Genomic DNA, 21,823 nt, shown 5'->3' with positions numbered 1-21,823 from the left:
CCATCGATGTGAGCCCCATGCCGTTCAGCGCCCCCACTCATCTCAGCAACCCGCTCCGTCGCTTCGCCCGCCGCCTGGTGCCCGATGCCGCACCGGAAGTGGCAGCGCCGTTGCCGATGCCGGAAAGCCTGGCCGGCGAACCGTGGTTCTCGGTCGGGCGGGCGGTCGAAGCCCTCGGCGGCGAGCGGGTCGACGGCTGGATCCTGGAAGAATGGCGTGGCTTGGCCCTGCGCGCGCGTTTCAGCGCTTGCTGGCGCGATCCGCGCGGCAACCTGTGGAATGTCCTGCCGCAGGCGGGCGCCATCGCTTTCCTGGCCGACCCGCAGCGGCGCTACGAAGGCGTGCCGCTGGCCGACCAGTACCAGGCGCTCAGCCGCGATGTCCTGCTGGAAGACTACCTCGGCCTGCGACGCCAACTGGCCCGCGCCGGCCTGGACGACGAGGCCCGCGAGCGCCTGGCCGGGATGGCCGCGCGCCTGGAAAGCTGGCTGGCCCTGGGCGGCCGTGGCGACCAGGCTTGCCCGTGCGGCAGCGGCAAGCGCTACCGCAACTGTTGCTCCCGCCTGGTGGCCCCGGCCTCCTGAGCGACGTTGCGCGGTGCGACGCGCCACTGCTCGCCGGGTTTCGGCGTGCCGAAGGTCGCCGGGTCCACGCCTTGGCTGCGCAGCGCCGCCTGGAGCGCCTTGGGCGGGTCGTCCTGCTGTTCGTCGGTGAGATTGAAGGTGCTGAAGTGGATGGCCATGCTGGTCTGCGCCTGCAGCGTGCGATGGGCCTGCACCGCGTCGTCGGGATTCATGTGGTGGTCGCGCATGAACCAGCGCGGTTCGTAGGCGCCGATCGGCAGGGCGGCGAAACGCATCGCCCCGAAGCGCTGGCGGATCAGCCCGAACTCCGGGCCGAGCCCGGTATCGCCGGGAAACAGCAGCGGGCCGTCCGGCGAGTCGATGACGAAGCCGAGCCAGAGCGTGCGGTTGGTGTCGCTGCGGGTGCGCGACGACCAGTGCTGCACCGGTACGCCATGCAGCGTCAGGCCAGCGCCCAACGGCACGGCCTGCCACCAGTCGATCTCCACGACGTCGGCGAAACCTGTCTGGCGGATCAGCCCGGCGTTGCCCAGGCCGCTGACCACCTTGGCTGTCGGCCAGCGCCGGTGGAGCTGGCGCAGGGTTTCCAGGTCGAGGTGGTCGTAGTGGTTGTGGCTCACCAGCACCAGGTCGATCGGCGGCAACTGGTCGAGCGTCAACCCGGGCGGATGGTGGCGTTTCGGGCCGATGAAGGCGAGTGGGCTGACCCGTTGCGACCAGACCGGGTCGGTGAGGATGTTCAGGCCGCGGTGCTGGATCAGCAGGGTGGCGTGGTTGATGTAGGTGACCCGCAGTTCCTCGCCGCGGGCGCGCTCGTTCACCCTTGGCGGCGTTGCCGTCGGCGGCAGGGCGACCCACGGGCGTTGCGGCGGGCGGTTCCACTGCCACTTGAGCAGGTCGCGCAGGCTCTTGTGCGCGGTCGGCTGGATATTGCGGAAACGTTCGCCGTCGAAATGGTCCGAAGGCGGACCCTGATAGGCGCTGCCAGCGCAGCCGGCCAGGGTCAGCAGGCTGATCAGCCAGGTGGGACGCAGGGAGGGCATGAGGGGATGCTCTTGCGGTCAGGCTCGCGGACAACCTAGCATGCCGCCCGGTACCCCGATCAAGCCAACTCGTTTCCAGTCATGTCCCGTCCCCCGCGTCCTTCCCCGCGTCATCCCGCCCGTCCTGCGCCACGCCGGGTGGCCAAGGCGCCGCCGAGCGAGCCGAAGCTGCTGCTGTTCAACAAGCCGTTCGACGTACTGACCCAGTTCAACGACGAGCAAGGGCGTTCGACCCTCAAGGACTTCATCCCGGTGCCGGGCGTGTATCCGGCCGGGCGCCTGGACCGCGACAGCGAGGGCCTGTTGCTGCTGACCAACGACGGTCGCCTGCAGGCGCGCATCGCCGACCCCCGGCACAAGCTGCCGAAGACCTACTGGGTGCAGGTCGAAGGCACGCCTGACGAGGAGCAATTGCGGCGCCTGCGCGAGGGAGTGACGCTCAACGACGGCCCGACGCTGCCCGCCGAGGCGCGTCTGCTGGACGAGCCGACGTTGTGGGAGCGGGTGCCGCCGGTGCGTTTTCGCAAGTCGGTACCGACCCACTGGCTGGAACTGGTGATCCGCGAGGGGCGCAATCGCCAGGTACGGCGGATGACGGCGGCGGTGGGCTTGCCGACGCTGCGGCTGGTGCGGGTGCGGATCGGCCCCTGGAGCCTGGACGGCCTGGGCCTCGGGGAATGGCGGGAAGTGCCGGCGCGGCTGGACTGACGAGAGTGGCGTCGTCCAGCGGGCGCGGAACGATCAGTAGTACGACTTGATCACGGCGATGCCGCGACCCATCACGTCGCGCCAGGCGTCGCGGGTTTCGGCGTCGCAGTCGCGGTCGTGCTCGGCGACCGCCATCAGCAGGGCGTCCAGCCACAGGTCGTAGAGTTCCGGGCGGATATCCAGCGCGGCGCGCGAATGGCTGGCGCCGAGGGCGCGCAGCTTGCTGTCGGACATGCCGCGGGCGTACATCACCAGGTTCATGATCCCGGCACGCAGCAGGTGTTTCTGCGCAGTCATGTCGGTGGTGGCGAACTTGGCGCGAATCTGCGGGGAACTGGCGAGGAAATGCCGGTAGAAATCATCGAAGAATCCGGTGCTGGCACAGCAGCGTCCATAACTCTGCATGACGCGGTCGGCGGCGTTCATGGCGACTCCCTTGTTCTAGGCAATGGCAAGGCGAGCCGGCCCCGTTGGCCGGGGCCGGCGGATGATTACGAGTGGTTGGATGACGCGCGTGGCGCCGGGGTTACATGCCCGCGCCTTCGAGGCTGCCGATGACCAGGCCCTTGATGATGAAGCCCAGTACGCCCAGGCCGAGGGCGAAGAACAGGATCAGGGTTCCGAACTTGCCGGCTTTCGACTTCTTCGCCAGGTCCCACACGATGAAAGCCATGAACAGGATAAGCACGGTCACCAGACCGGTCATCATCCACTCTTCGAACAGTTCGGGATCCATTGGCAACCTCCGGATTTTCAAGCAAACGAAGTCCGGCTCGCGGTCGGACGGAGCGTGCCATGGGGGGCGGGCAAGGCGTTTATCGTTCTACGAGCAGGCTGCTCTTTATATGCGGGGGCCACGCGGGCATGACAACTGAAACAGGCTGCCGATTATACGGCATGCCGACTGTTCCGTGTCATGTCCCAGGTCTCGCTACGATCAATCGCGCAGGTGCTCCAGCGGCAGTTCGGTACTCGCCAGCACCTGGTTGAGGACGAAGCTGGAGCGCACGCTGGAGACCCCCTCGATGCGCGTCAGGGTACCCAGCAGGAGCTTCTGGTAGTGGTCCATGTCCGGCACCACGACCTTCAACTGGTAGTCCGCGTCCATCCCGGTGACCAGGCTGCACTCCAGCACTTCCGGGCATTTGCCGATGACTTCCTGGAAATGTTCGAAGCGTTCCGGTGTGTGTCGATCCATGCCTATGAGGACGAAGGCGGTGAGGCTCAGGCCGAGCTTCTTGCGGTCCAGCAAGGCTACCTGGCGGACGATGTAGCCGTCGTCCTCGAGCTGCTTGACCCGTCGCGAACAGGGCGATGGCGACAGGCCTATCCGTTCTGCCAGTTCCTGGTTGGAGATGCGTGCGTCGCGCTGGAGTTCTTCGAGGATACGCAGGTCGTAGCGGTCGAGTTTGTTCATGGCGAGGATTTCTTTCAGGTTGATTGCCATTGGCAAGATGAATTTGAGTGATTTATTGCGCAATCAAGGTTCTGGTGAGCAATATTAGCAATCATTGGTCGCGCCTGGCGACGTATTCTTTTACCCAGATTCACGGCCCGGACCTCTCGTCCATCACGGCTCGCCCAATCAGGCCAGCCGTGGCCGCCGACCCTACAGGGTTGCGCCGGCCTCCGGGTTGCACACCGCCCAGAAGGTGGAGTGAGGTGAGCCGTCGCCAACAGCGCCGAGCCAGGACAGTTACCCCAGAAGGGAGGTCGACGGGCCTCCCTTTTTCTTTGCCCGCGATCCGGCCCGTGCCGCGCTTTTACCCATTCTTTACCCGGCGTTTACCCACCCTTGGCGGAAAACGGCGGAAAGTCGTTCCCGGGATCATTCGAACGTGGCCGGGCGACCAGGCCCGGGGCGAGGCAGACGATGAACGGTGGATGGTGGCGAATGCTCGGGGTGGGCGCTCTCTCGCTGAGCCTGTGCGTCCAGGCGCAGGCCGACGACGGCCGAGGGGGACGCGGCGGACCCGGCGGCGAGCGCGGTGTTGCCCACGGACAACCGGGACCTGGCCGCGGCGAAGCGCACGGCGGCAGTTGGGGACCGCATCCCGACTGGCGTCCGGGCCGGGTGGTGGAGGCCTTGCCGCGCGGACACCTGCGGGTGCCCTATCGCGGCGGCGAGTATTTCTTCCACGACGGCTACTGGTACCGACCCGACGGTCCACGCTATGTGCTGGTCGTGCCGCCCCGCGGGGTGCGCGTCCGCAGCCTGCCGCCCTATGCGGAGCAGGTCTGGCTGGGCAGCGTGCTGTACTTTCTTGCCAGCGGCACTTACTACCTGTGGCATGCCGACACCCGCGAGTACGAAGTGGTCAGCCCGCCGCCGCAGGCAGCGGGGCCCGGTTATCCGGTCAGCGTGCCGGCCACCGGCTACGACGTGGTGGCCTACCCCGCGCGCGGCCAGGGGCCCGACCAGCAGGGCCGCGACCGCTACGAGTGCCACCGCTGGGCGGTGGGCGAGAGCGGCTTCGACCCGGCGGGGGCGACCTACGCGCCGGCCGCCGAGGTCGCCAATGGCTACCGCCGGGCCATGGCCGCCTGCCTGAACGGGCGCGGCTACAGCGTCAACTGACGGTTTCCTTGCCGACCACTTCCTGCGGGTCGGCATGTATCAGTACCTCGGCCTTCGGGTATTCGCGCTTGATCGCCAGCACTGCGCGGTCGGTCAGGGCGTGGGCCACCGACAGGCTCAGCTCGCCGGGCAGTTCGAGGTGCAACTGGACGAACCAGTGGTTGCCGGAGATCCGCGTACGCACGTCGTGCGCGCCGAGCACTCCCGGCACGCTGCAGGCGAGTTCGCGCATGCGCTCGCTGATGTCGGTGGGCAGTTCCCGGTCCATTAGGATCGACACCGACTCGCGAGCGATCTGCAGGGCGCTCCAGAGGATGTACAGGGCGATGCCCAGGCCGAACAGGCCGTCGCTCTGTGGCCAGCCGTAGCGGGCCAGGAGCAGTGCCACGAGGATGCTGGCGTTGAGCAGCAGGTCCGAGCGGTAGTGCAGCGAGTCGGCGCGTATCGCGTTGGAACCGGTGCGGCGGATGACGTGGGTCTGGAAGGCCAGGAGAAGGGCCGTGAGCAGCAGCGACAGCAGCATCACCGCGATGCCCCAGGTGGCAGCGCCGAGGGGCTGCGGGTCGCGCAATTGCTCGACCGCCTGGATAGCCACCAGCACCGCGCTGGCACCGATGAACATGGCCTGGGCCAGGCCGGCCAGGGCCTCGGCCTTGCCGTGGCCGTAGCGGTGGTCGTCGTCGGCCGGGCGCAGCGAATAGTGCACCGCCAGCAGGTTGAGCAGCGAGGCGGCACTGTCCAGCAGGGAGTCGGTGAGGCCGGCGAGCAGGCTCACCGAACCGCTCAGCCACCAGGCGATGGCCTTGCCGATGACCAGGGTGACGGCGACACCGAGCGAGGCCAGGGTGGCCAGGCGCAGCAGGCGGGCGTGGGGGGAATCGGGACTCATGGGGCGCTTCTGTCAGGAGGGACGGCGCCACTGTAAACCAACCGGGCGGCGACCGGGCACTGACGCACGGTCGCGCTCGGAGGGTGGATCAGGCGGCCGGCTTCAGGCCATAGGCCGCCAGTTGCTCGACGCTGCCGCTGTGGCGGATCAGGCGCGGGTCGTCGAGCGGCAGTTCACGGCCGATCTCGCGTTCGAGAATGGCCTTGAGCTTGCGGTTGTCGACCTTGCCGTCCGCGCCGACGGCATCCTTGAGTACTTCCGGGGCCACCGAGTACTTGGCGTCGGGCAGGTAGATGGCGCCGGTGGCGAAGTCGACGCCGAAGGCGATCAGGCCGGGAATGATATAGAACAGCAGGCCGATGGCGTCGAAGGCGACGATGGCCGGATCGATGCGACCGTCGATCTGGCCGCGTCGCTCGGGGTAGAACAGCGTACCGCAGGCCGACAACTGGCTCAGCAGGGCTGCACTGAGAACGGCACAGGAAACGCGGGTGGCAAGGCGCATGTATGACCTCCGGGTGAACATGACGGCGAACTATAGCAATCGACCAGCGTTCGGCAATCTTCTGCCGCGACGATGACGATAAGACCGCCGAAAGCGCCTGCCGGTTCGCCGGTATACTTCGCCGGTCAGTCCGGAGCCAGCATGATTTCCCTACCCATCGACGCCGTTGTTCCCGCCCTGCGCCAGGCCCTTGGCGCACAACACCAGGCCGTTCTGGAAGCCCCGCCGGGCGCCGGCAAGACCACCCGGGTGCCGCTGGCCCTGCTCGACGAGCCCTGGCTCACCGGCCAACGCATCCTCATGCTCGAACCGCGACGCCTGGCGGCGCGGGCCGCGGCCGAGCGGCTGGCCGCCGAGCTGGGCGAAAAGGTCGGCGAGACCGTCGGCTACCGGATCCGCCTGGAGAGCAGGGTCGGCCCGAAGACCCGCATCGAAGTGGTCACCGAGGGTATCCTCGCCCGTCGACTGCAAGACGACCCGGCGCTGGACGGTGTCGGCCTGGTGATCTTCGACGAATTCCACGAGCGCAGCCTGGATGCCGACCTGGCCCTGGCGCTGACTCTCAATGGCCGCGAACTGTTGCGCGACGAGCCGCCGCTGAAAGTGTTGGTGATGTCGGCGACCCTGGAGGGCGAGCGTCTTGCGGCGCTGCTCGGCGAGGCGCCGGTGGTGCGCAGCGAGGGCCGCATGTTCCCGGTGGATATCCGCTGGGGACGGCCGGCGCAACCCGGCGAGTTCATCGAGCCGCGGGTGCAGCAGGCGGTGCTCCAGGCGCTGGCGGAGGAAAGCGGCAGCGTGCTGGTCTTTCTTCCCGGCCAGGCCGAGATCCGCCGCGTTCACGAAGGCTTGCGCGAAGCCCTTGGCGGGCGTCCCGAGGTGCTGCTCTGCCCGCTGCATGGCGAACTCGACCTCGCCGCCCAGCGCGCCGCCATCGAGCCGGCGTCGCGGGGCACGCGCAAGGTGGTGCTGGCGACCAACATCGCCGAGACCAGCCTGACCATCGACGGCGTGCGGGTGGTGATCGACGCCGGCCTGGCGCGGGTGCCGCGCTTCGATCCGGGTAGCGGCATGACCCGCCTGGAGACCCAGCGCATCTCCCGCGCCTCCGCTACCCAGCGTGCCGGCCGCGCAGGGCGCCTGGAGCCGGGCGTATGCTACCGCTTGTGGTCGGAGAGCCAGCATGAGCAGTTGCCTGCCTACGGCACGGCGGAAATCCTCCAGGCCGATCTGGCCGGGCTGGCCCTGCAACTGGCGCGCTGGGGCGTGGCGCCGGAGGAGCTGGCCTGGCTCGACGCGCCGCCCGCGGCGGCCTACGCCCAGGCCCGCGAGCTGCTCGGGCGGCTGGGGGCGCTGAACGCCAGCGGCGCGTTGAGTGCCCATGGCCAGGCGATGGCCGAATTGCCGACCCATCCGCGCATTGCCCACCTGCTGCTGCGCGGCCAGGCCCTCGGCCTTGGCGAACTGGCTTGCGACGTAGCGGCGCTGCTCGGCGAACGTGACATACAGCGTGGCGGCGGTGCCGACCTGCACAGCCGTCTCGCCCTGCTCGCCGGCGAGGCCCGCGCTGGCGCCTCGCGCGGCGCGGTACAGCGCGCCCGGCAACTGGCCCGGCAGTTCCGCGGTTACCTGCGCGGCGCCGCCAGCGAGGCGGTCGTCGATCCCGGTCATCCGCGTTGGCTGGGTTGCCTGCTGGCCTTCGCCTATCCCGACCGCATCGCTCGCCAGCGCCGCGCCGGTGGCGGCGACTACCGGCTGGCCAATGGACGCGCTGCGCAGTTTGGCGAACCGGACAGCCTGATGAAGCAGCCCTGGCTGGTGATCGCCGATCTGGGCAGCCGCCAGGGCCAACGCGAAGAGCGGATCTACCTGGCCGCCGAACTCGATCCGAGGTTGTTCGATACGGTCCTGGCGGAGCAGGTCAGCCAGCGCGACGAACTGCAGTGGGACGAGCGCGAAGGCGTGCTGCGCGCCGAGCGCCAGCGCCGGGTCGGCGAACTGGTGCTGTCCAGCGAGGCGCTGCCCGGCCTCGACGAAGCGGCGCGCAGCCAGGCGCTGCTCGGCCTGGTCCGGCGCAAGGGCCTGGAGTTGTTGCCCTGGACCCCGGAACTGCGCCAGTGGCAGGCGCGCATCGGCTTGCTGCGCCGGCTGGACCTGGAAGACAAGGGCGAGAGCGAGTGGCCGGACGTCAGCGACGCCGCGTTGCTGGAACGGTTGGAGGAATGGTTGCCGGCCTATCTCGGCAAGGTCACCCGCCTGGCTCACTTCGCCAACCTCGACCTGGCTTCGATCCTCGCCGGGCTGCTGCCCTGGCCGTTGCCGCAGCGTCTCGACGAGTGGGCGCCGAAAGCCCTGGAAGTCCCCTCCGGCTCGCGCATTCGCCTGGACTACAGCGAAACCCCGCCGATCCTCGCGGTACGCCTGCAGGAACTGTTCGGCCTCGGCGACACTCCGCGCATCGCCCAGGGCCGCCTGGCGGTGAAGTTGCACCTGCTGTCTCCCGCGCATCGCCCGGTGCAGGTGACCCAGGACCTGGCGAACTTCTGGCGCAGCACCTATGCGGAAGTCAGGAAGGACCTGAAGGGGCGTTATCCGAAGCATTATTGGCCGGACGACCCGCTGGTGGCCGAGGCCACTGCCCGGGCCAAGCCACGCAAGTAGCCGACGGCGCTCAGAGCACCCGGGTCAGGTCGTCGTCGAGGAAGTGCCGGAAACTCAGGCGCTGGCCGTCGGCGAAGTCGAAGTGGCTGTCCAGGGTCGGGCCGTTGAGGACGAATTCCAGGGCCAGCAGGCGCACGCCGACCAGGCCGCGCTGCCGGCCGAGGTCGTGCAGGCGGTATTCGCCCGGGCCTTCGTCGTTCTCGCAGGGCCGCGGCGCTTCGCCGCTGCGCCAGAACACCGTCTCGCCTTCGAAGTAGAGGCGGTACCAGCGCTGCTCGAACTGCAGGTAGACCACGTTCACCGGATCGGCCGGACGGCCTTCCCACCACCATTCCTGGATCAGCAGCGACTGGCAGACCTGTCCGCGCAGTGCGGGCTGTTCGCCGTTGATCGTGCAGCAGGGGATGGCGGTATGCATCGGGCTCCTCCTCCGGGGTCGGTTCACAGCAGGGACAGGTCGGCGCCGTCGCTCCGCAACTGGTCGTAGGCCTGGTCCAGGCGGTCGCGCAGCGCTTCGGCGCCGGGAATGTGGCGCGAGATCATCATCCGCAGCGGCAGGCGGTACAGTTCCTGGCTTGCCAACGCCTGGCGGCTGGCCGCTTCCACCGGCGCCTGGTAGTCGAGCAGGTAGTCGCCGCGCCCGAGTTCGAGCATGCGCAAGGCGGCGTGGTGGGTGCCGGTGCGGTACAGGCGCAGGTGCAGGTTGGGGTCCTGGATGAAGTCGGTGACCGGTTTCCAGTAGCTGTAGCCGCTGATCAGGATCAGCCGGCGTCCGGCCAGGTCCTGGGGAACCCGCGGTGCCGGCTGGTGCGCCGGGTAGTACAGGTTCAGGCTGACGTGGCCGAGCACGCGCCGCGCCTGGAAGGTATCGGCGGCCAGCTCCGGCTTGGCCGCGCCGGCCCACAGCGCCACGCTGCCGTCCTGCAGCTCCAGGTACAGGCGGGCACTGGGCAGGGCGCGGAACGCCGGACGATAGCCGGCCCGCTCCAGCAGCAGGCGGACCAGGCGTGCGCCGGAACCGGCGGCGTGGCCATCCCGGGCGGTATAGATGTAGGGGGGAAATTCGTAGTAGCCGACGTTCAATGACGGCCTTGCATCCTGCGCATGGAGCGGGGCGGCCAGCAGGGCGAACGCCAGTAGCGCGAGCAGGGGCGTTGTGGTGCGTAGGGGCATGGTGTGCGGCCTTGCCGTTTTTTTGTTGTTATGAATGGTGGCGAAGCATGCGGCGCGCCGGGCCGCTTGTCCAGCCCGGCGCGCCCGGTCAATGGGGCAGCAGGAAGCGCGCGGCGAGCGGCAGGTGGTTGGAGATCTGCAGCGTATCGCTGCGCCGGACCCGGGCATCGAGACGGGTCAGCGAGGGGCTGTGGAACAGGTAGTCGAGGGTCCGGTCCGGCCCCTGGACCCGTGGGTCGTTGGGGAAGTGCGTGTACCAGCGGACCTGGTCGACGCCACTGGCCTCTTCCAGCGACGGCACCATCGGGAAGCGCCCGCTCAGGACGGCCAGTTCGCTGTCTTCCCGGTAGGGCGCGCGCAGCGGCGCCAGCAGGTAGGGATACTGGCCGGGCGGCAGCAGGTTGAGGTCGCCGCCGAGCAGCCAGGGCGTGCGCCTGGCCTGCAGTTCGTCGAGCAGCGTACGGGTGGTCTCGACCTGGCGCTCGAGGGTGTCGTCGTCCGCCTGCGGGCGGTCGAAGCGGGCGTTGAGCACGGCCAGCTCGCCGCCGCCGTCGATCGGCAGATGGCTGACCAGGATCGCCGGGCGCGGCCCGAACAGGCGGTCGAACAGCCCGCCATCGCGTGTCGGCAACTGGCGCCGCTCGGCGCTACCGATGCGATAGCGGCTCAGGGTGGCCTGCTTGCGGCCGACGCTGCCGAAGATGTGCGGCGTCGGCACGAAGGCCGACTTCCACTCGTAGGCCTGGGCGCTGCAATGGTAGAGATCGTTGATGCGCTCCTGGATCAGCGCCAGTTGGTCCTGATCGTCGGTGGCGCTGGAGCCATCGTCGATTTCCTGGAGCAGGACCAGGTCCGGCTGCTCGTCGCGGATCACCCGGACCACCTCGTCGAGGGTGAACGCCAGGTCTTCGGCGGTGGGACGCTGGTCCGGGCCGGTGGCATCCGGCAGGTCGTCCCAGAAGACGTAGCGCTTGCCGGCCAGGTACTGGATGTTCCAGGTCATCACCTTCAGGGCCTGACCCGGCTTCAGCGCCGGCGCGGCGCCCTGGCAATGCAGGGGCGCGGCTTCGCGATCGGCGGGTTGCCAGCTCAGCAGGTAGCTGGCGAGCAGGGCGCCGCCGACCAGCAGGAGCAGGCCGACGAACAGCAGGTTGCGTAGACGGGGCAGTGACATCGCAATCGAGACTATGCTGGAAAGGACCAGAGCATAGAGCTTGCCGCCGCGCATTTCACCCTTGCCGGTCGAATTGACGCAAGGGTTCGCGTTTTTTCGAGCGGGAGGGTACCGCATGCCGCGCAAGGTATTCAGCAGCCAGGCCTACCGCCACAAGGTAGTGCTGGTCAGTGGTGGTTGTTCCGGCATCGGTCGCGCGCTGGCACTGCGTTTCGCCCGGGCCGGTGCGCGACTGGCGATCATCGACCTCGACCAGGCGGCGCTGGACAGCCTGGTCCAGCACCTGCGCGACCACCTCGGCGGCGAGGCGCTCGGCCTGCGCTGCGACGTTGCCGACGCCGATGCGGTGGAGCGTGCCGTGGCGCTGGCGGTGGAGCGCTTCGGCGGCATCGACGTGCTGGTCAACAACGCCGGCATTACCCACCGCGGTACCTTCGCCGAAACCGGCCTGGGGGTTTTCCGCAAGGTCATGGCGGTGAACTTCTTCGGCGCCGTGCATTGCACCCGCGCGGCGCTGCCGAGCCTGCTCGAACGGCGCGGGCAGATCGTCGTGCTCGGTTCGCTGACCGGTTTCGCCCCGTTGCTCTACCGCAGCGCCTACAACGCCAGCAAGCATGCCTTGCACGGGCTGTTCGACACCCTGCGGATGGAGCTGGAAGGCACCGGCGTCAGCGTGACCCTGGCCTGCCCGGGATTCACCGCCACCGACCTGCGCAAGAACGCGCTGGTCGGCGATGGCTCGGTGACTCGCCAGCCGGTGCAAGTGCTGGGCAGCCAGGTGGCATCGCCGGTGGAGGTCGCCGAGGCGATCTTCCAGGGCGCCGCGCGGCGCCGGCGCCTGCTGGTGCTGTCCAACGTCAACTGGCGGGCGCGGCTGCTGGCGCGCTTCTTTCCGCGTCTCTTCGAAAAGCTGCTGGTGCCGCGCCTGTCGGGACTCAAGCCGCAACCCTGACGGCGCTCAGTGGGCGTGGTCGTGGGCGTCGAAGCCCTGGCTCATGTCCCAGTAGGAGGCCTCGACCTTGTGCCCGTCGAGGTCGCGGATGAAACACCCGTAGTAGGGCTCGCCGTAAAGCGGACGCGGGCCCGGCGCGCCCTCGTCGCGTGCGCCGGCGGCCAGGGCGGCGGCGTGAAAGGCGTCGACCTGGGCCTTGCTGTCGGCGAAGAAGCCGACGTGGCTGCCGTTGCCGACGCTGGCGGGACGGCCGTCGATCGGCGCCTGCACCCAGAACTCCGGATAGAGCTTGCCGTAGGCCACGGCGCCGGGGTATTCGAGGATTACCTTGCAGCCTAGGGCGGCCATCACCGTGTCGTAGAAGGCTCGGGCACGGGGAAAGTCGTTGGTGCCGATGGACAGATGGGAAATGCAACTGGGGTTGGCCGATTCGTCGCTCATGGTCCGTTCCTCGAGGCTGGGCTCGTCAAGCATAGGCCAGCGCGGCGAATCGGCGCGCGGCGCCGTTCACATCCCGTTGCGTGGCGCCGGACCGAGGCTGTAGATGCGGAAGGCGACGATGGTCAACAGCAGCTGGAAGAACCCGCTGAGCGTATGCAGGGCGACCCGCAGCACGACGGCGTCGCCGGCCGAATCGGCGAGCCAGGCTTCCAGGCTCCAGACCGGCAGCAGGATCACCAGCGAACAGGCGAGGATCAGGAAGAATCGCCCACGGGTGAACTCGAAGCTTTCCCGTAGTGCCTGCAGCGGACTACGGCCGCGCAGCACCAGGCAGAATTCGGCGAATGACAGCTTCACCATGACGAAGATGCCCGGCAGGATCAGCAGCGACAGGCCGAGCACGATCAGCAGCGAAGTCAGCGCCGCGAGTAGCGCGAAGGCTGGCCACAGGCGCAGCGCGGCGCTCCACAGCTGGCCGACGCGAGGCTGCTCGTCGCGCCCGCGCGCGTCCATGAACAGGATCAGGGCTGCGGTGTAGAGCGGGTAGAAGAGCAGTCCGGCGACCAGGCTCCAGGCGCCCATCTGCTGGGGGCCGACGGCTTCGTCGATCTGCTGCTGGAGCAGGCTTTCGAGGAATATCCAGGGCAGGCAGAGCGGCACCAGGGTGGTCAGGTGGCGGGTGAAGAAGAACCAGGCGTCACGCAGCGGCAGCAGAGGATTCATCGCGGGTCGGCAGATCGGATACGAGCCCGCGACTCTAACCCAGCCGGCCGCCGAGGCCAACGCCTGGCGGCCGCCGTTGCCGTTCAGGCTGCTTCGCGGGCCTGGGCCTGCTCCAGTTCGCGGACCAGCGGCAACACGTGCTTGCCGAAATACTCCACTTCTTCGTGGAAGTGCAGGAAGGCCGACAGCACCAGGTCGACCCCGGCCGCCTTCAGCGCGACGATGCGTTCGGCGATCTGCCGTGGCGTGCCGATCAGGTTGGTCTTGAAGCCGTCGTTGTATTGCACCAGGTCTTCGAAGGTGGATTTGGCCCAGTTGCCATCGCCCTCCGGCGAGGCCTTGCCGGCCTGTTTCACCGCGTCGCCGAAGGCGTTCACCGCCTCGTAGTCGGCCTTGGCGATGATCTCGTCGAGCACCGCCCGCGCTTCCTCCTCGGTGTCGCGGGCAATGATGAAGGCGTTCACTCCGATCTTGACCGAATGGCCGTTGGCCGCCGCCTTGGCGCGGATGTCCTCGACCTGGGCGCGGATGCCGTCGATGCTGTTGCCGTTGGTGAAGTACCAGTCGGACACGCGCGAGGCCATGTCCCGAGCCGCTCGCGAGCTACCGCCCTGGAAGATTTCCGGGTGCGGCTGCTGGATCGGCTTGGGTTTCAGGGTGTAGTCGTGGAAACGATAGAAATCGCCCTTGAAGGTGAAGTTTTCCTCGGTCCAGATGCCTTTCAGCACGCGGATGAACTCCTCGGAGCGCCGATAGCGTTCGTCGTGCTCCAGCCAGGGTTCGCCGATGCCGGTGAACTCTCCCTTGAACCAGCCGCTGACGATGTTCACCGCGACCCGGCCATTGGTCAGTTGGTCGATCGTCGCCAGTTGCTTGGCCACCACCGCCGGATGCCAGGGGCCAGGCAGGATCGCCGCGATCACCTTGAGCTTCTCGGTGGCCGCCAGCAGGGCGTGGCTGATGGCCACCGACTCGTGCTGGTACTCGGCGCCGTAGCCGGCGGTGAAGCGGATCTGCGAGAGGGCATAGTCGAAGCCGTTGCGTTCCGCCAACTGGGCCAGCTTGCGGTTGTAGTCGATATCCCAACTGGTGCGTTGCTCGACCTTGCTCACCACCAGGCCGCCGCTGACGTTGGGCACCCAGTAGGCGAAGCGGATCGGCTGTTGCTCTTGGCTCATCGGGGTTATCTCCGGGTAGGTGCGTGGTCCGGTGTCTATGAAGGAACCGTGCCATCCCGGATTCATGTTTTCGAATCAATGGCTTATGGGTGATATGGCGGAACCGGCCTGTCTTCTGCCGGACAGCCCTGTTGTCCGGCTGTTGCCCGGCAGACAGTCAGGCCGGCAAGCGCTGCAACAGTTCGGCGGTGCGCAGTACCGGCGTACTCGCCGTGCAGGTTGGCCAACGCCATCGCATGCACCTCGTCGGCGCTGCGCGGGGTGCCGTGGAAATCGGGCTTGGCGAAGGTGAAGCAGGCGGCGGCCACTACCCAGGTCTGGAAGCCGAGGTTGCCGGCGCTGCGTGCGCTGGCTTCCACCGAGTTCTCCGTGGCTACCCCGACGAGCGCCACCTGGCGGATGTCGCGGACATGGAGCCAGCGCTGCAGGCCGCTGTTGATGAAAGCGTCGGGAACGTTCTTCTCGAACACCGCCTCGTCGTCGCGCGGCGCCAGCGCTGGCTGGAACTCCACGCCGGGCTGGCCGGGCGCGAAGGGCGAGCCGGGCTGCCGGGAAACGTGCCGGACATGCACCACCGGCCAGCCGGCGGCGCGCCAGGCGGCAAGCAGTTCGACGACGCGCGCCTCGGCGTCGGGATTGTTGCGCGGCGGCAGGTCATCGCGTTGCATGCCGCGTTGCAGGTCGACGATCAGCAGGGCGACCTGGGACCGTGTGGGGCGCTGGGCGTCGTCATTCATCGGGAATTCACCGGAGGAACTTGAGATCGTGCAGGGTGCTCCAATATTTCCCTGTGGTGCAATCCATCCTTCCTTCTCGAAATGCAGTCGAGGCGTGCGATGAAATCCGATGAGAAAACCCTGATCGACGGTCTGTTCAGCCGCCTGCGCGAGGCCGAGGGGCAGTCCGCTCCGCGTGACGCCGAGGCCGAGGCGCAGATCAACCAGCACCTGGTGCGGCAGCCGGCGGCGCCGTACTACATGGCGCAGGTGGTGCTGATCCAGGAAGCCGCGCTGAAGCGCCTCGACCAACGGGTGAAGGAACTCGAGGCGCAGGTCGCCCAGTTGCAGCAGAGCCGTCCGAGCAGCGGCGGCTTCCTCTCCGGTCTGTTCGGCGGCGGCGCGCGCGACGAGACGGCGCCGAACCAACCGGGGCGCCCGGCGGGCTGGGGCGAGACGCGTTTCTCCAATCCGGCGGCGGCGGGGGCCGGCGACATGCGTCCGGGCATGGCGCCCGCCGCGGCGGCCGCACCTTCGCGGTCCAGCGGCTTTCTCGGCGGCGCGCTGCAGACGGCCGCCGGGGTCGCTGGCGGGATGCTGGTGGCCGACCTGCTCACCGGCATGTTCCGCCACAGCCAGCCGCAGGAAATCGTCGAGGTGATCCAGGACGTCCCGGTGGATAATCTCGACGCCAGCCAGTTTGCCGATCCCGAGCCGGCGACCGAACGTTTCGCCGATAGCGCCTATCCCGCCGACGGCGGTTTCGCCGATGGCGATTTCAGCGATAGCGACTTCAACGACGACTCCAGCTTCCTCGGCGACGACGATTTGTTCACCTGACCGTTAGGGTTGCGGGCCGTGGGCTGCGATAATGGTGGCCCACTGCCGTCGTTCCGGAGTTCCCCTTGAGTCGTCCCGAGTCGCCCGCGGCGAAGAAGATCGCTGTCTTCGCCGATGTGCAGAACCTCTACTACACCGTGCGCCAGGCCTACGGCTGCCATCTCAACTACGCCGCCCTGTGGGCAGACATCGCTCGCGGCGGGAGCATCGTCGAGGCCTATGCCTACGCCATCGACCGCGGCGACCCGCGTCAGCAGCAGTTCCAGCAGATTCTGCGCAACCTCGGTTTCACGGTGAAGCTGAAGCCCTACATCCAGCGTGCCGACGGTTCGGCCAAGGGGGACTGGGATGTCGGCATCACCATCGACGTACTGGATGCCGCGCCGCGGGTGGACGAAGTGGTGCTGCTGTCCGGTGACGGCGACTTCGATCTGCTGCTGGAGAAGGTCATCCGCACCCACGGCGTCGTGGCTACGGCCTACGGGGTACCTGGCCTGACCGCCAACGCGCTGATCCGCGCGGCGTCGCGCTACGTGCCGATCGAGGGCGGATTGCTGCTCAAGGGCTGACCGGCCGCGCTCCAGAGGACGATGGGAGACGGCGAATCCGCTAGAATGCCGTCCGTTTCCTTTTTTCCGAGCCGCTCATGACGTTCGCTTCCCTCGGTCTGCTCGACCCCCTGCTCAAGGCCCTCGAAGGGCTCGGCCACGGCACGCCTACGCCGATCCAGGCCCAGGCCATACCCCCGGCGCTCAAGGGCCGCGACCTGCTCGCCGCGGCGCAGACCGGCACCGGCAAGACCGCCGGCTTCGCCCTACCCTTGCTGCAGCGGCTGACCCTGGAGGGGCCGCAGGTCGCTGCCAACTCGGTGCGCGCACTGGTCCTGGTTCCGACCCGCGAACTCGCCGAACAGGTCCACGCCAGTATTCGCGACTACGGCCAGTACCTGCCGCTGCGTACCGCGGTGGCCTACGGTGGGGTCAGCATCAACCCGCAGATGATGAAGCTGCGCAAGGGGGTAGACATTCTCGTCGCCACTCCCGGGCGGCTGCTCGACCTGTATCGGCAGAACGCGGTGAAGTTTGCCCAGCTCCAGGCGCTGGTGCTGGACGAGGCCGATCGCATGCTCGACCTCGGTTTCGCCCGCGAGCTGGACGAGCTGTTCGCCGCGCTGCCACGCAAGCGCCAGACCCTGCTGTTTTCCGCGACCTTCTCCGACGCCATCCGCACGCTGGCCCGCGAACTGCTGCGCGATCCGCTGTCCATCGAGGTCAGTCCGCGCAATATCGCGGCGAAGAGCGTCAGGCAATGGCTGGTGCCGGTGGACAAGAAGCGCAAGGCCGAGCTGTTCTGCCACCTGTTGCAGGCCAATCGCTGGCGCCAGGCGCTGGTCTTCGCCAAGACCCGCAAGAGCGTCGAGGAACTGGTTGGACTGTTGCAGCGGCAGGGTATCGCCGCCGACTCGATCCATGGCGACAAGCCGCAGCCGGCGCGGCTGCGCGCCTTGCAGCGGTTCAAGGCCGGCGAGGTAGACCTGCTGGTAGCCACCGACGTGGCCGCGCGTGGCCTGGATATCGAGGAAATGCCGCTGGTGGTCAACTTCGATCTGCCGATCGTCGCCGAGGACTACGTGCATCGCATCGGCCGTACCGGCCGTGCCGGTGCCTCCGGCCAGGCGGTGTCGCTGGTCTGCGCTGACGAAGTGGAGCTGCTGGCGGCGATCGAGACGCTGATCGGGCAGACCCTGCAGCGCCGCGAGGAGCCCGACTTCGAGCCGGAGCACCGGGTCCCGCAGACCGCGCCGGGCGGCGTGGTGCTGAAGAAACCGAAGAAGCCGAAGAAACCCAAGGCCGCGGAGAGCGCCGGCAAGCCCGGCAAGATCCACTTGGGCAGTTGGTTCGACAGCAGCGCGCCGACGGTCAAGGCGGTGCGCAAGGCGCCGGGCTTCGGCGCGGGCGCGGCGGGCAAGCCGAAGAAGCGGCCCTCCGGCAAATAGCGAGGCGTTGGCGTACTGGCCTCTAGCCCCTGCCGCGTAACCAGGCCAGCGCGCCGAGTCCGGCCACGCGCCCGCTGGCGAAGCAGGCGGTCAACAGGTAGCCGCCGGTGGGCGCCTCCCAGTCGAGCATTTCCCCGGCGCAGAACACGCCGGGCAGGCCGGTGAGCATCAGGTCGCGGTCGAGCGCCTCGAAGCGCACGCCGCCGGCGCTGCTGATCGCTTCGTCCAGCGGACGCGGGCGCAGCAGCGTCAGCGGCAGGCGCTTGATCGCCGCCGCCAGGCGGGCCGGCTCGGCATAGGTGGCGGCGGGGGTGAGTTCACGCAGGAGGCCTGCCCGAACCCCATCGATGCCCAACTGGCTGCGCAGGTGATTGGCCATCGACCTGGAACCGCGCGGGCGAGCCAGGGATGCCTCGATCTGCTCGCGACGCCTGTTCGGCAACAGGTCCAGCCATACTTCGGCCGAGCCCCGTGCCTCGATCCGTTCGCGGATGGCGGCGGAGAGGGCATAGACCAGGCTGCCCTCGATACCGTCGCGGGTCACGACGAATTCGCCCTGGCGCGGCGTTTCGCCCGCCAGTCCCATGGCCACCGGTTTGACCGGAGCGCCGGAGAATTTGTCGCGAAACAGCTCGCTCCAGCCACCGATCTCGAAACCGCAATTGCTTGGCCGCAGGGGCTCGACCTCGATGCCACGGGCGCGCAGCAGCGGTACCCAGGCGCCGTCGGAGCCCAGGCGCTGCCAACTGCCGCCACCGAGCGCCAGGACCACGGCCTCGGCCCGTATCGACAGGCGCTCGGCAGCGCTCTGGACGTCCAGCGTACCGTCCGCGTTCCAGCCCAGCCAACGGCAGCGGGTGTGGATGAGCACGCCTTGCTCGCGCAGGCGCTTGAGCCAGGCACGGAGCAACGGCGCGGCCTTCATGTCGGAGGGGAACACCCGGCCGGAACTGCCGACGAAGGTGTCGATACCCAGGCCGTGGATCCAGGCGCGCAATGCATCCGCGTCGAATTCGCCGAGCAGTGCGGCTATTTCCTTCTGGCGCCTGCCATAGCGGCCGAGGAATTGTTCCCTGGCCTCGGCATGGGTGATGTTCATGCCGCCGACGCCCGCGAGCAGGAATTTCCGGCCGACCGACGGCATGGCGTCGAACACTTCCGTGCGTACGCCCGCCTGGCTCAGGACCTCCGCGGCCATCAGGCCTGCGGGACCGCCGCCGACGATGGCGACCTGGGGGGAAGGGGAGGATGCTTGACTGGGCATGTGGACGACGAGCGAGACCTGGGGAAACCGGCGTGCAGTGTAACCGAGGCGAAGACCGCCTCCGAGCCTTGTCGATGCCACCTGGTCCGCTCGCCGTGCGCCTGGTCAGGAACTGATCAACCGTCGGGAGGCCAGGCACGATGCGCTGCGCGAAGCGTTTTTCGCACCTTATCCACAGGCGGTTCCACATGCTTTGTGGAAATCCGCCGACGCTCGCCGCGTGGCAGGAACGGCTTCCGCCCGCGCTTGCTCGAAGGTGCCCTGGGCCTGGGCTTCGACAGCGAAGCGCCAGGTCAGTTGATCAGCGAATTGCGCTTGGCGAACTCCGCGAGGTCGACCAGTGAACCCAGGCCGAGCTTCTGCAGCAGGCGGGTCTTGTAGGTGCTGACGGTCTTGTTGCTGAGGAACAGCTTCTCGCCGATGGCCTTGTTCGAATAGCCCATGGCGAGATGCTGGAGGACGATCATCTCGCGGTCGGAGAGCAGGCCGATAAGCTCGCTTTCGGAAATGCGTTCCGGCGGGGTGCCGAGGGTATCGAACGTGAGCGAAGGAAAGAACGTGTAGCCAGCGGTCACGGCGTTCAGGGCGTTGATCAGGTTGTTCAGGTCTTCTTCCTTGTTGACGAACCCACGGGCACCGACCTGGATGCAGCGCTTGCAGAACGCCTCTGCGGATTGCGAAGTGAGTACCAGCACCTGGCTGCGCAGTCCCAGGGACTTGATCCGCGAGATCACGGTCAGGCCATCGAGTTTGGGAATGCCGATGTCGAGAATCACCACGTCCGGTTCGTGCTCCCGGACCAACTGGACGGCATCCACGCCATTGTCCGTCTCGGCGACCACCTGCAACCCATGCTTTTCCAGCAGGACGCGCACGGCGAGACGGATGACGGGGTGGTCGTCGACGATCAGGACGGTATGCATAAGTTCGATTTACCTTGAGGGACCAGTGTTGCCCCGGGCTTCGACTTCCCGAGCGCTTCCACTGCTGGTCATCCATGTTGGGGCGCTAAGCCGATATCGCTGCCCAGGATAGCCTGTTACGGCAGGGCGATCCGCTTTTTCATGTGTACTCATGCTAATCCAACGGGGCCTTCAAATCAGTAGGAAAATTCCCACAAAACATGGGGACTTGTCCCATAGGTCTAGTAAGGGAAAAACAGCAGTATATCGCCGGTATTTTCTGGAATCCCTGCGTGAACCGCGATGAATGATTTGAATGTGCTGGTGCTGGAAGATGAGCCATTCCAGCGTCTGGTGGCTGTCACCGCCCTGAAGAAGGTTGTGCCCGGATCGATCCTCGAAGCGGCGGATGGCAAGGAGGCCGTTGCTATTCTGGAGTCCTGCGGGCATGTGGACATCGCCATCTGCGACCTGCAGATGAGCGGCATGGACGGCCTGGCCTTTCTTCGCCATGCGAGCCTGAGCGGCAAGGTCCATTCGGTGATCCTCAGCAGCGAGGTCGATCCTATCCTGCGCCAGGCCACCATTTCCATGATCGAATGCCTGGGCCTGAACTTTCTCGGCGACCTCGGCAAACCGTTCAGCCTGGAGCGTATCACCGCCCTGCTGACCCGCTATAACGCCCATCGCCAGGACCAGCCGCGGCAGGTCGAGGTGGCCGAGCTGCCCTCGGTGGCGGACGTCGTGCGCGGCCTGGACAACGGCGAATTCGAAGCCTACTACCAGCCGAAGGTGGCCCTCGACGGCGGCGGGCTGATCGGCGCGGAGGTCCTGGCGCGCTGGAACCATCCGCACCTGGGCGTGCTGCCGCCCTCGCATTTCCTGTATGTGATGGAGAGCTACAACCTGATCGACAAACTGTTCTGGCAACTGTTCAGCCAGGGGCTGTCGATGCGCAGGAAGCTGGCTCAACTCGGGCAGCCGATCAATCTAGCGTTCAACATCCATCCTTCGCAACTGGGGGCCCGGGCACTGGCCGAAAACATCTCGGCGTTGCTGACCGAGTTCCACCTTCCGCCCAGTTCCGTGATGTTCGAGATCACCGAAACCGGCCTCATCAGCGCGCCGGCGAGCAGCCTGGAGAACCTGGTGCGCCTGCGGATCATGGGCTGTGGCCTGGCGATGGACGACTTCGGCGCCGGCTACTCCTCCCTCGACCGGCTATGCGAGTTTCCGTTCAGCCAGATCAAGCTCGACCGGACCTTCGTGCACAAGATGAAAAGCCAGCCGAGAAGCTGTGCCGTCATCAGCAGCGTGGTGGCTCTGGCGCAGGCGCTGGGGATTTCCCTGGTGGTCGAGGGGGTGGAGAGCGACGAGCAGCGGGTGCGCCTGATCGAGCTCGGTTGCTCGATAGCCCAGGGCTACCTGTTCGCCCGACCGATGCCGGAACAGCATTTCCTCGACTACTGCTCCGGTTCCTGAGGCCGTGGCGTCGGCAG

The 21,823-nt window shown here is 67.5% G+C and carries 23 protein-coding genes and 1 pseudogene; 9 read left to right on the top strand and 15 right to left on the bottom strand.

Features of this window, described 5'->3' with window-relative positions; translation table 11 throughout:
* The first annotated feature begins 17 nt into the window (after window positions 1-17).
* Window positions 18-584 (top strand): SEC-C metal-binding domain-containing protein, encoded by a 567-nt coding sequence (locus HMPREF2886_RS03960; protein ID WP_003161869.1) that lies wholly within the window; start codon window positions 18-20, stop codon window positions 582-584.
* Here HMPREF2886_RS03960 and HMPREF2886_RS03955 read toward each other — a convergent pair.
* Window positions 542-1,627 (bottom strand): MBL fold metallo-hydrolase, encoded by a 1,086-nt coding sequence (locus HMPREF2886_RS03955; protein WP_070746833.1) that lies wholly within the window; start codon window positions 1,625-1,627, stop codon window positions 542-544. The genes HMPREF2886_RS03960 and HMPREF2886_RS03955 overlap by 43 nt on opposite strands.
* 138 nt (window positions 1,628-1,765) lie before the next feature.
* On the opposite strand from HMPREF2886_RS03955, the gene HMPREF2886_RS03950 reads away from it, so the two are divergent.
* On the top strand, window positions 1,766-2,335 hold the full coding sequence (locus HMPREF2886_RS03950; protein ID WP_003114324.1) for a pseudouridine synthase: 570 nt from the start codon (window positions 1,766-1,768) through the stop codon (window positions 2,333-2,335).
* 33 nt (window positions 2,336-2,368) lie between these two features.
* Here the strand turns inward: HMPREF2886_RS03950 and HMPREF2886_RS03945 are convergent, their stop codons facing one another.
* The 3 genes from HMPREF2886_RS03945 to HMPREF2886_RS03935 form a co-directional block, all read right to left on the bottom strand.
* Window positions 2,369-2,761 carry a globin gene (locus HMPREF2886_RS03945; protein WP_003093127.1) on the bottom strand — a complete coding sequence of 131 codons (393 nt, stop codon included), beginning with the start codon at window positions 2,759-2,761 and terminating at the stop codon, window positions 2,369-2,371.
* Window positions 2,762-2,861: 100 nt separating this feature from the next.
* Window positions 2,862-3,071, bottom strand: a complete 210-nt coding sequence (locus HMPREF2886_RS03940) for a DUF2788 domain-containing protein (RefSeq protein WP_003093125.1) — start codon at window positions 3,069-3,071, stop codon at window positions 2,862-2,864.
* Between the two features lie 201 nt (window positions 3,072-3,272).
* Window positions 3,273-3,782 (bottom strand): Lrp/AsnC family transcriptional regulator, encoded by a 510-nt coding sequence (locus HMPREF2886_RS03935; RefSeq protein ID WP_003119210.1) that lies wholly within the window; start codon window positions 3,780-3,782, stop codon window positions 3,273-3,275.
* 447 nt (window positions 3,783-4,229) lie between these two features.
* Between HMPREF2886_RS03935 and HMPREF2886_RS03930 the strand changes: the two genes are divergently transcribed.
* Complete coding sequence (locus HMPREF2886_RS03930) at window positions 4,230-4,913, top strand: DUF6515 family protein (RefSeq protein ID WP_033977510.1); 684 nt, start codon at window positions 4,230-4,232, stop codon at window positions 4,911-4,913.
* Here HMPREF2886_RS03930 and fieF read toward each other — a convergent pair.
* Window positions 4,906-5,802 carry a CDF family cation-efflux transporter FieF gene (gene fieF, locus HMPREF2886_RS03925; protein WP_033972383.1) on the bottom strand — a complete coding sequence of 299 codons (897 nt, stop codon included), beginning with the start codon at window positions 5,800-5,802 and terminating at the stop codon, window positions 4,906-4,908. The genes HMPREF2886_RS03930 and fieF overlap by 8 nt on opposite strands.
* A gap of 88 nt (window positions 5,803-5,890) precedes the next feature.
* Window positions 5,891-6,307 carry a hypothetical protein gene (locus HMPREF2886_RS03920; protein ID WP_003093116.1) on the bottom strand — a complete coding sequence of 139 codons (417 nt, stop codon included), beginning with the start codon at window positions 6,305-6,307 and terminating at the stop codon, window positions 5,891-5,893.
* Between the two features lie 141 nt (window positions 6,308-6,448).
* Between HMPREF2886_RS03920 and hrpB the strand changes: the two genes are divergently transcribed.
* A complete protein-coding gene (hrpB, locus tag HMPREF2886_RS03915; RefSeq protein ID WP_070746831.1) occupies window positions 6,449-8,965 on the top strand; it encodes an ATP-dependent helicase HrpB in 2,517 nt (838 codons plus the stop codon).
* 10 nt (window positions 8,966-8,975) lie between these two features.
* Here the strand turns inward: hrpB and HMPREF2886_RS03910 are convergent, their stop codons facing one another.
* From HMPREF2886_RS03910 to HMPREF2886_RS03900, 3 genes are all read right to left on the bottom strand, one after another.
* The gene (locus HMPREF2886_RS03910; protein WP_003093113.1) at window positions 8,976-9,383 is read right to left on the bottom strand and encodes a hypothetical protein; all 408 of its coding nucleotides are present in this window, start codon (window positions 9,381-9,383) and stop codon (window positions 8,976-8,978) included.
* A gap of 23 nt (window positions 9,384-9,406) precedes the next feature.
* Window positions 9,407-10,138 (bottom strand): substrate-binding periplasmic protein, encoded by a 732-nt coding sequence (locus HMPREF2886_RS03905; RefSeq protein WP_070746829.1) that lies wholly within the window; start codon window positions 10,136-10,138, stop codon window positions 9,407-9,409.
* 88 nt (window positions 10,139-10,226) lie between these two features.
* Window positions 10,227-11,366 (bottom strand): endonuclease/exonuclease/phosphatase family protein, encoded by a 1,140-nt coding sequence (locus tag HMPREF2886_RS03900; RefSeq protein WP_033972387.1) that lies wholly within the window; start codon window positions 11,364-11,366, stop codon window positions 10,227-10,229.
* 61 nt (window positions 11,367-11,427) lie between these two features.
* Between HMPREF2886_RS03900 and HMPREF2886_RS03895 the strand changes: the two genes are divergently transcribed.
* A complete protein-coding gene (locus HMPREF2886_RS03895; RefSeq protein WP_033972388.1) occupies window positions 11,428-12,264 on the top strand; it encodes an SDR family oxidoreductase in 837 nt (278 codons plus the stop codon).
* A gap of 6 nt (window positions 12,265-12,270) precedes the next feature.
* On the opposite strand, the gene HMPREF2886_RS03890 is transcribed toward HMPREF2886_RS03895, so the two are convergent.
* From HMPREF2886_RS03890 to HMPREF2886_RS03875, 4 genes and pseudogenes are all read right to left on the bottom strand, one after another.
* Window positions 12,271-12,705: a VOC family protein gene (locus HMPREF2886_RS03890; protein ID WP_033938989.1), complete on the bottom strand. Its 435-nt coding sequence runs from the start codon at window positions 12,703-12,705 to the stop codon at window positions 12,271-12,273.
* Between the two features lie 66 nt (window positions 12,706-12,771).
* Window positions 12,772-13,428, bottom strand: a complete 657-nt coding sequence (locus tag HMPREF2886_RS03885) for a DUF7847 domain-containing protein (RefSeq protein ID WP_039026984.1) — start codon at window positions 13,426-13,428, stop codon at window positions 12,772-12,774.
* An 83-nt stretch (window positions 13,429-13,511) separates the two neighbouring features.
* Entirely contained in the window at window positions 13,512-14,606 is a 1,095-nt protein-coding gene (gene sfnG, locus HMPREF2886_RS03880) for a dimethylsulfone monooxygenase SfnG (protein WP_033972391.1), read from the bottom strand.
* A 157-nt stretch (window positions 14,607-14,763) separates the two neighbouring features.
* Window positions 14,764-15,343 (bottom strand): annotated as a pseudogene (locus tag HMPREF2886_RS03875) (cysteine hydrolase family protein).
* A gap of 99 nt (window positions 15,344-15,442) precedes the next feature.
* Between HMPREF2886_RS03875 and HMPREF2886_RS03870 the strand changes: the two are divergent.
* The 3 genes from HMPREF2886_RS03870 (at window position 15,443) to HMPREF2886_RS03860 (ending at window position 18,158) form a co-directional block, all read left to right on the top strand.
* Window positions 15,443-16,162: a DUF2076 domain-containing protein gene (locus HMPREF2886_RS03870; protein ID WP_070746827.1), complete on the top strand. Its 720-nt coding sequence runs from the start codon at window positions 15,443-15,445 to the stop codon at window positions 16,160-16,162.
* Window positions 16,163-16,227: 65 nt separating this feature from the next.
* Window positions 16,228-16,731, top strand: a complete 504-nt coding sequence (locus HMPREF2886_RS03865) for a LabA-like NYN domain-containing protein (RefSeq protein WP_033977521.1) — start codon at window positions 16,228-16,230, stop codon at window positions 16,729-16,731.
* A gap of 77 nt (window positions 16,732-16,808) precedes the next feature.
* Complete coding sequence (locus HMPREF2886_RS03860; RefSeq protein WP_033972394.1) at window positions 16,809-18,158, top strand: RNA helicase RhlE1; 1,350 nt, start codon at window positions 16,809-16,811, stop codon at window positions 18,156-18,158.
* A gap of 22 nt (window positions 18,159-18,180) precedes the next feature.
* On the opposite strand, the gene HMPREF2886_RS03855 is transcribed toward HMPREF2886_RS03860, so the two are convergent.
* Window positions 18,181-19,422 carry a TIGR03862 family flavoprotein gene (locus HMPREF2886_RS03855; RefSeq protein WP_083318518.1) on the bottom strand — a complete coding sequence of 414 codons (1,242 nt, stop codon included), beginning with the start codon at window positions 19,420-19,422 and terminating at the stop codon, window positions 18,181-18,183.
* A gap of 293 nt (window positions 19,423-19,715) precedes the next feature.
* Window positions 19,716-20,345, bottom strand: coding sequence for a response regulator transcription factor (locus tag HMPREF2886_RS03850; RefSeq protein ID WP_033972397.1), 630 nt, complete (start codon window positions 20,343-20,345; stop codon window positions 19,716-19,718).
* A 282-nt stretch (window positions 20,346-20,627) separates the two neighbouring features.
* On the opposite strand from HMPREF2886_RS03850, the gene rocR reads away from it, so the two are divergent.
* Window positions 20,628-21,806 (top strand): two-component system response regulator cyclic di-GMP-specific phosphodiesterase RocR, encoded by a 1,179-nt coding sequence (rocR, locus tag HMPREF2886_RS03845; RefSeq protein WP_033972399.1) that lies wholly within the window; start codon window positions 20,628-20,630, stop codon window positions 21,804-21,806.
* Window positions 21,807-21,823 lie beyond the last annotated feature (17 nt).

It is taken from the genome of Pseudomonas sp. HMSC066A08 (assembly GCF_001813025.1).
Taxonomy (GTDB): Bacteria; Pseudomonadota; Gammaproteobacteria; order Pseudomonadales; family Pseudomonadaceae; genus Pseudomonas; species Pseudomonas aeruginosa.
This window is presented reverse-complemented; position numbering and strand designations above follow the sequence as displayed.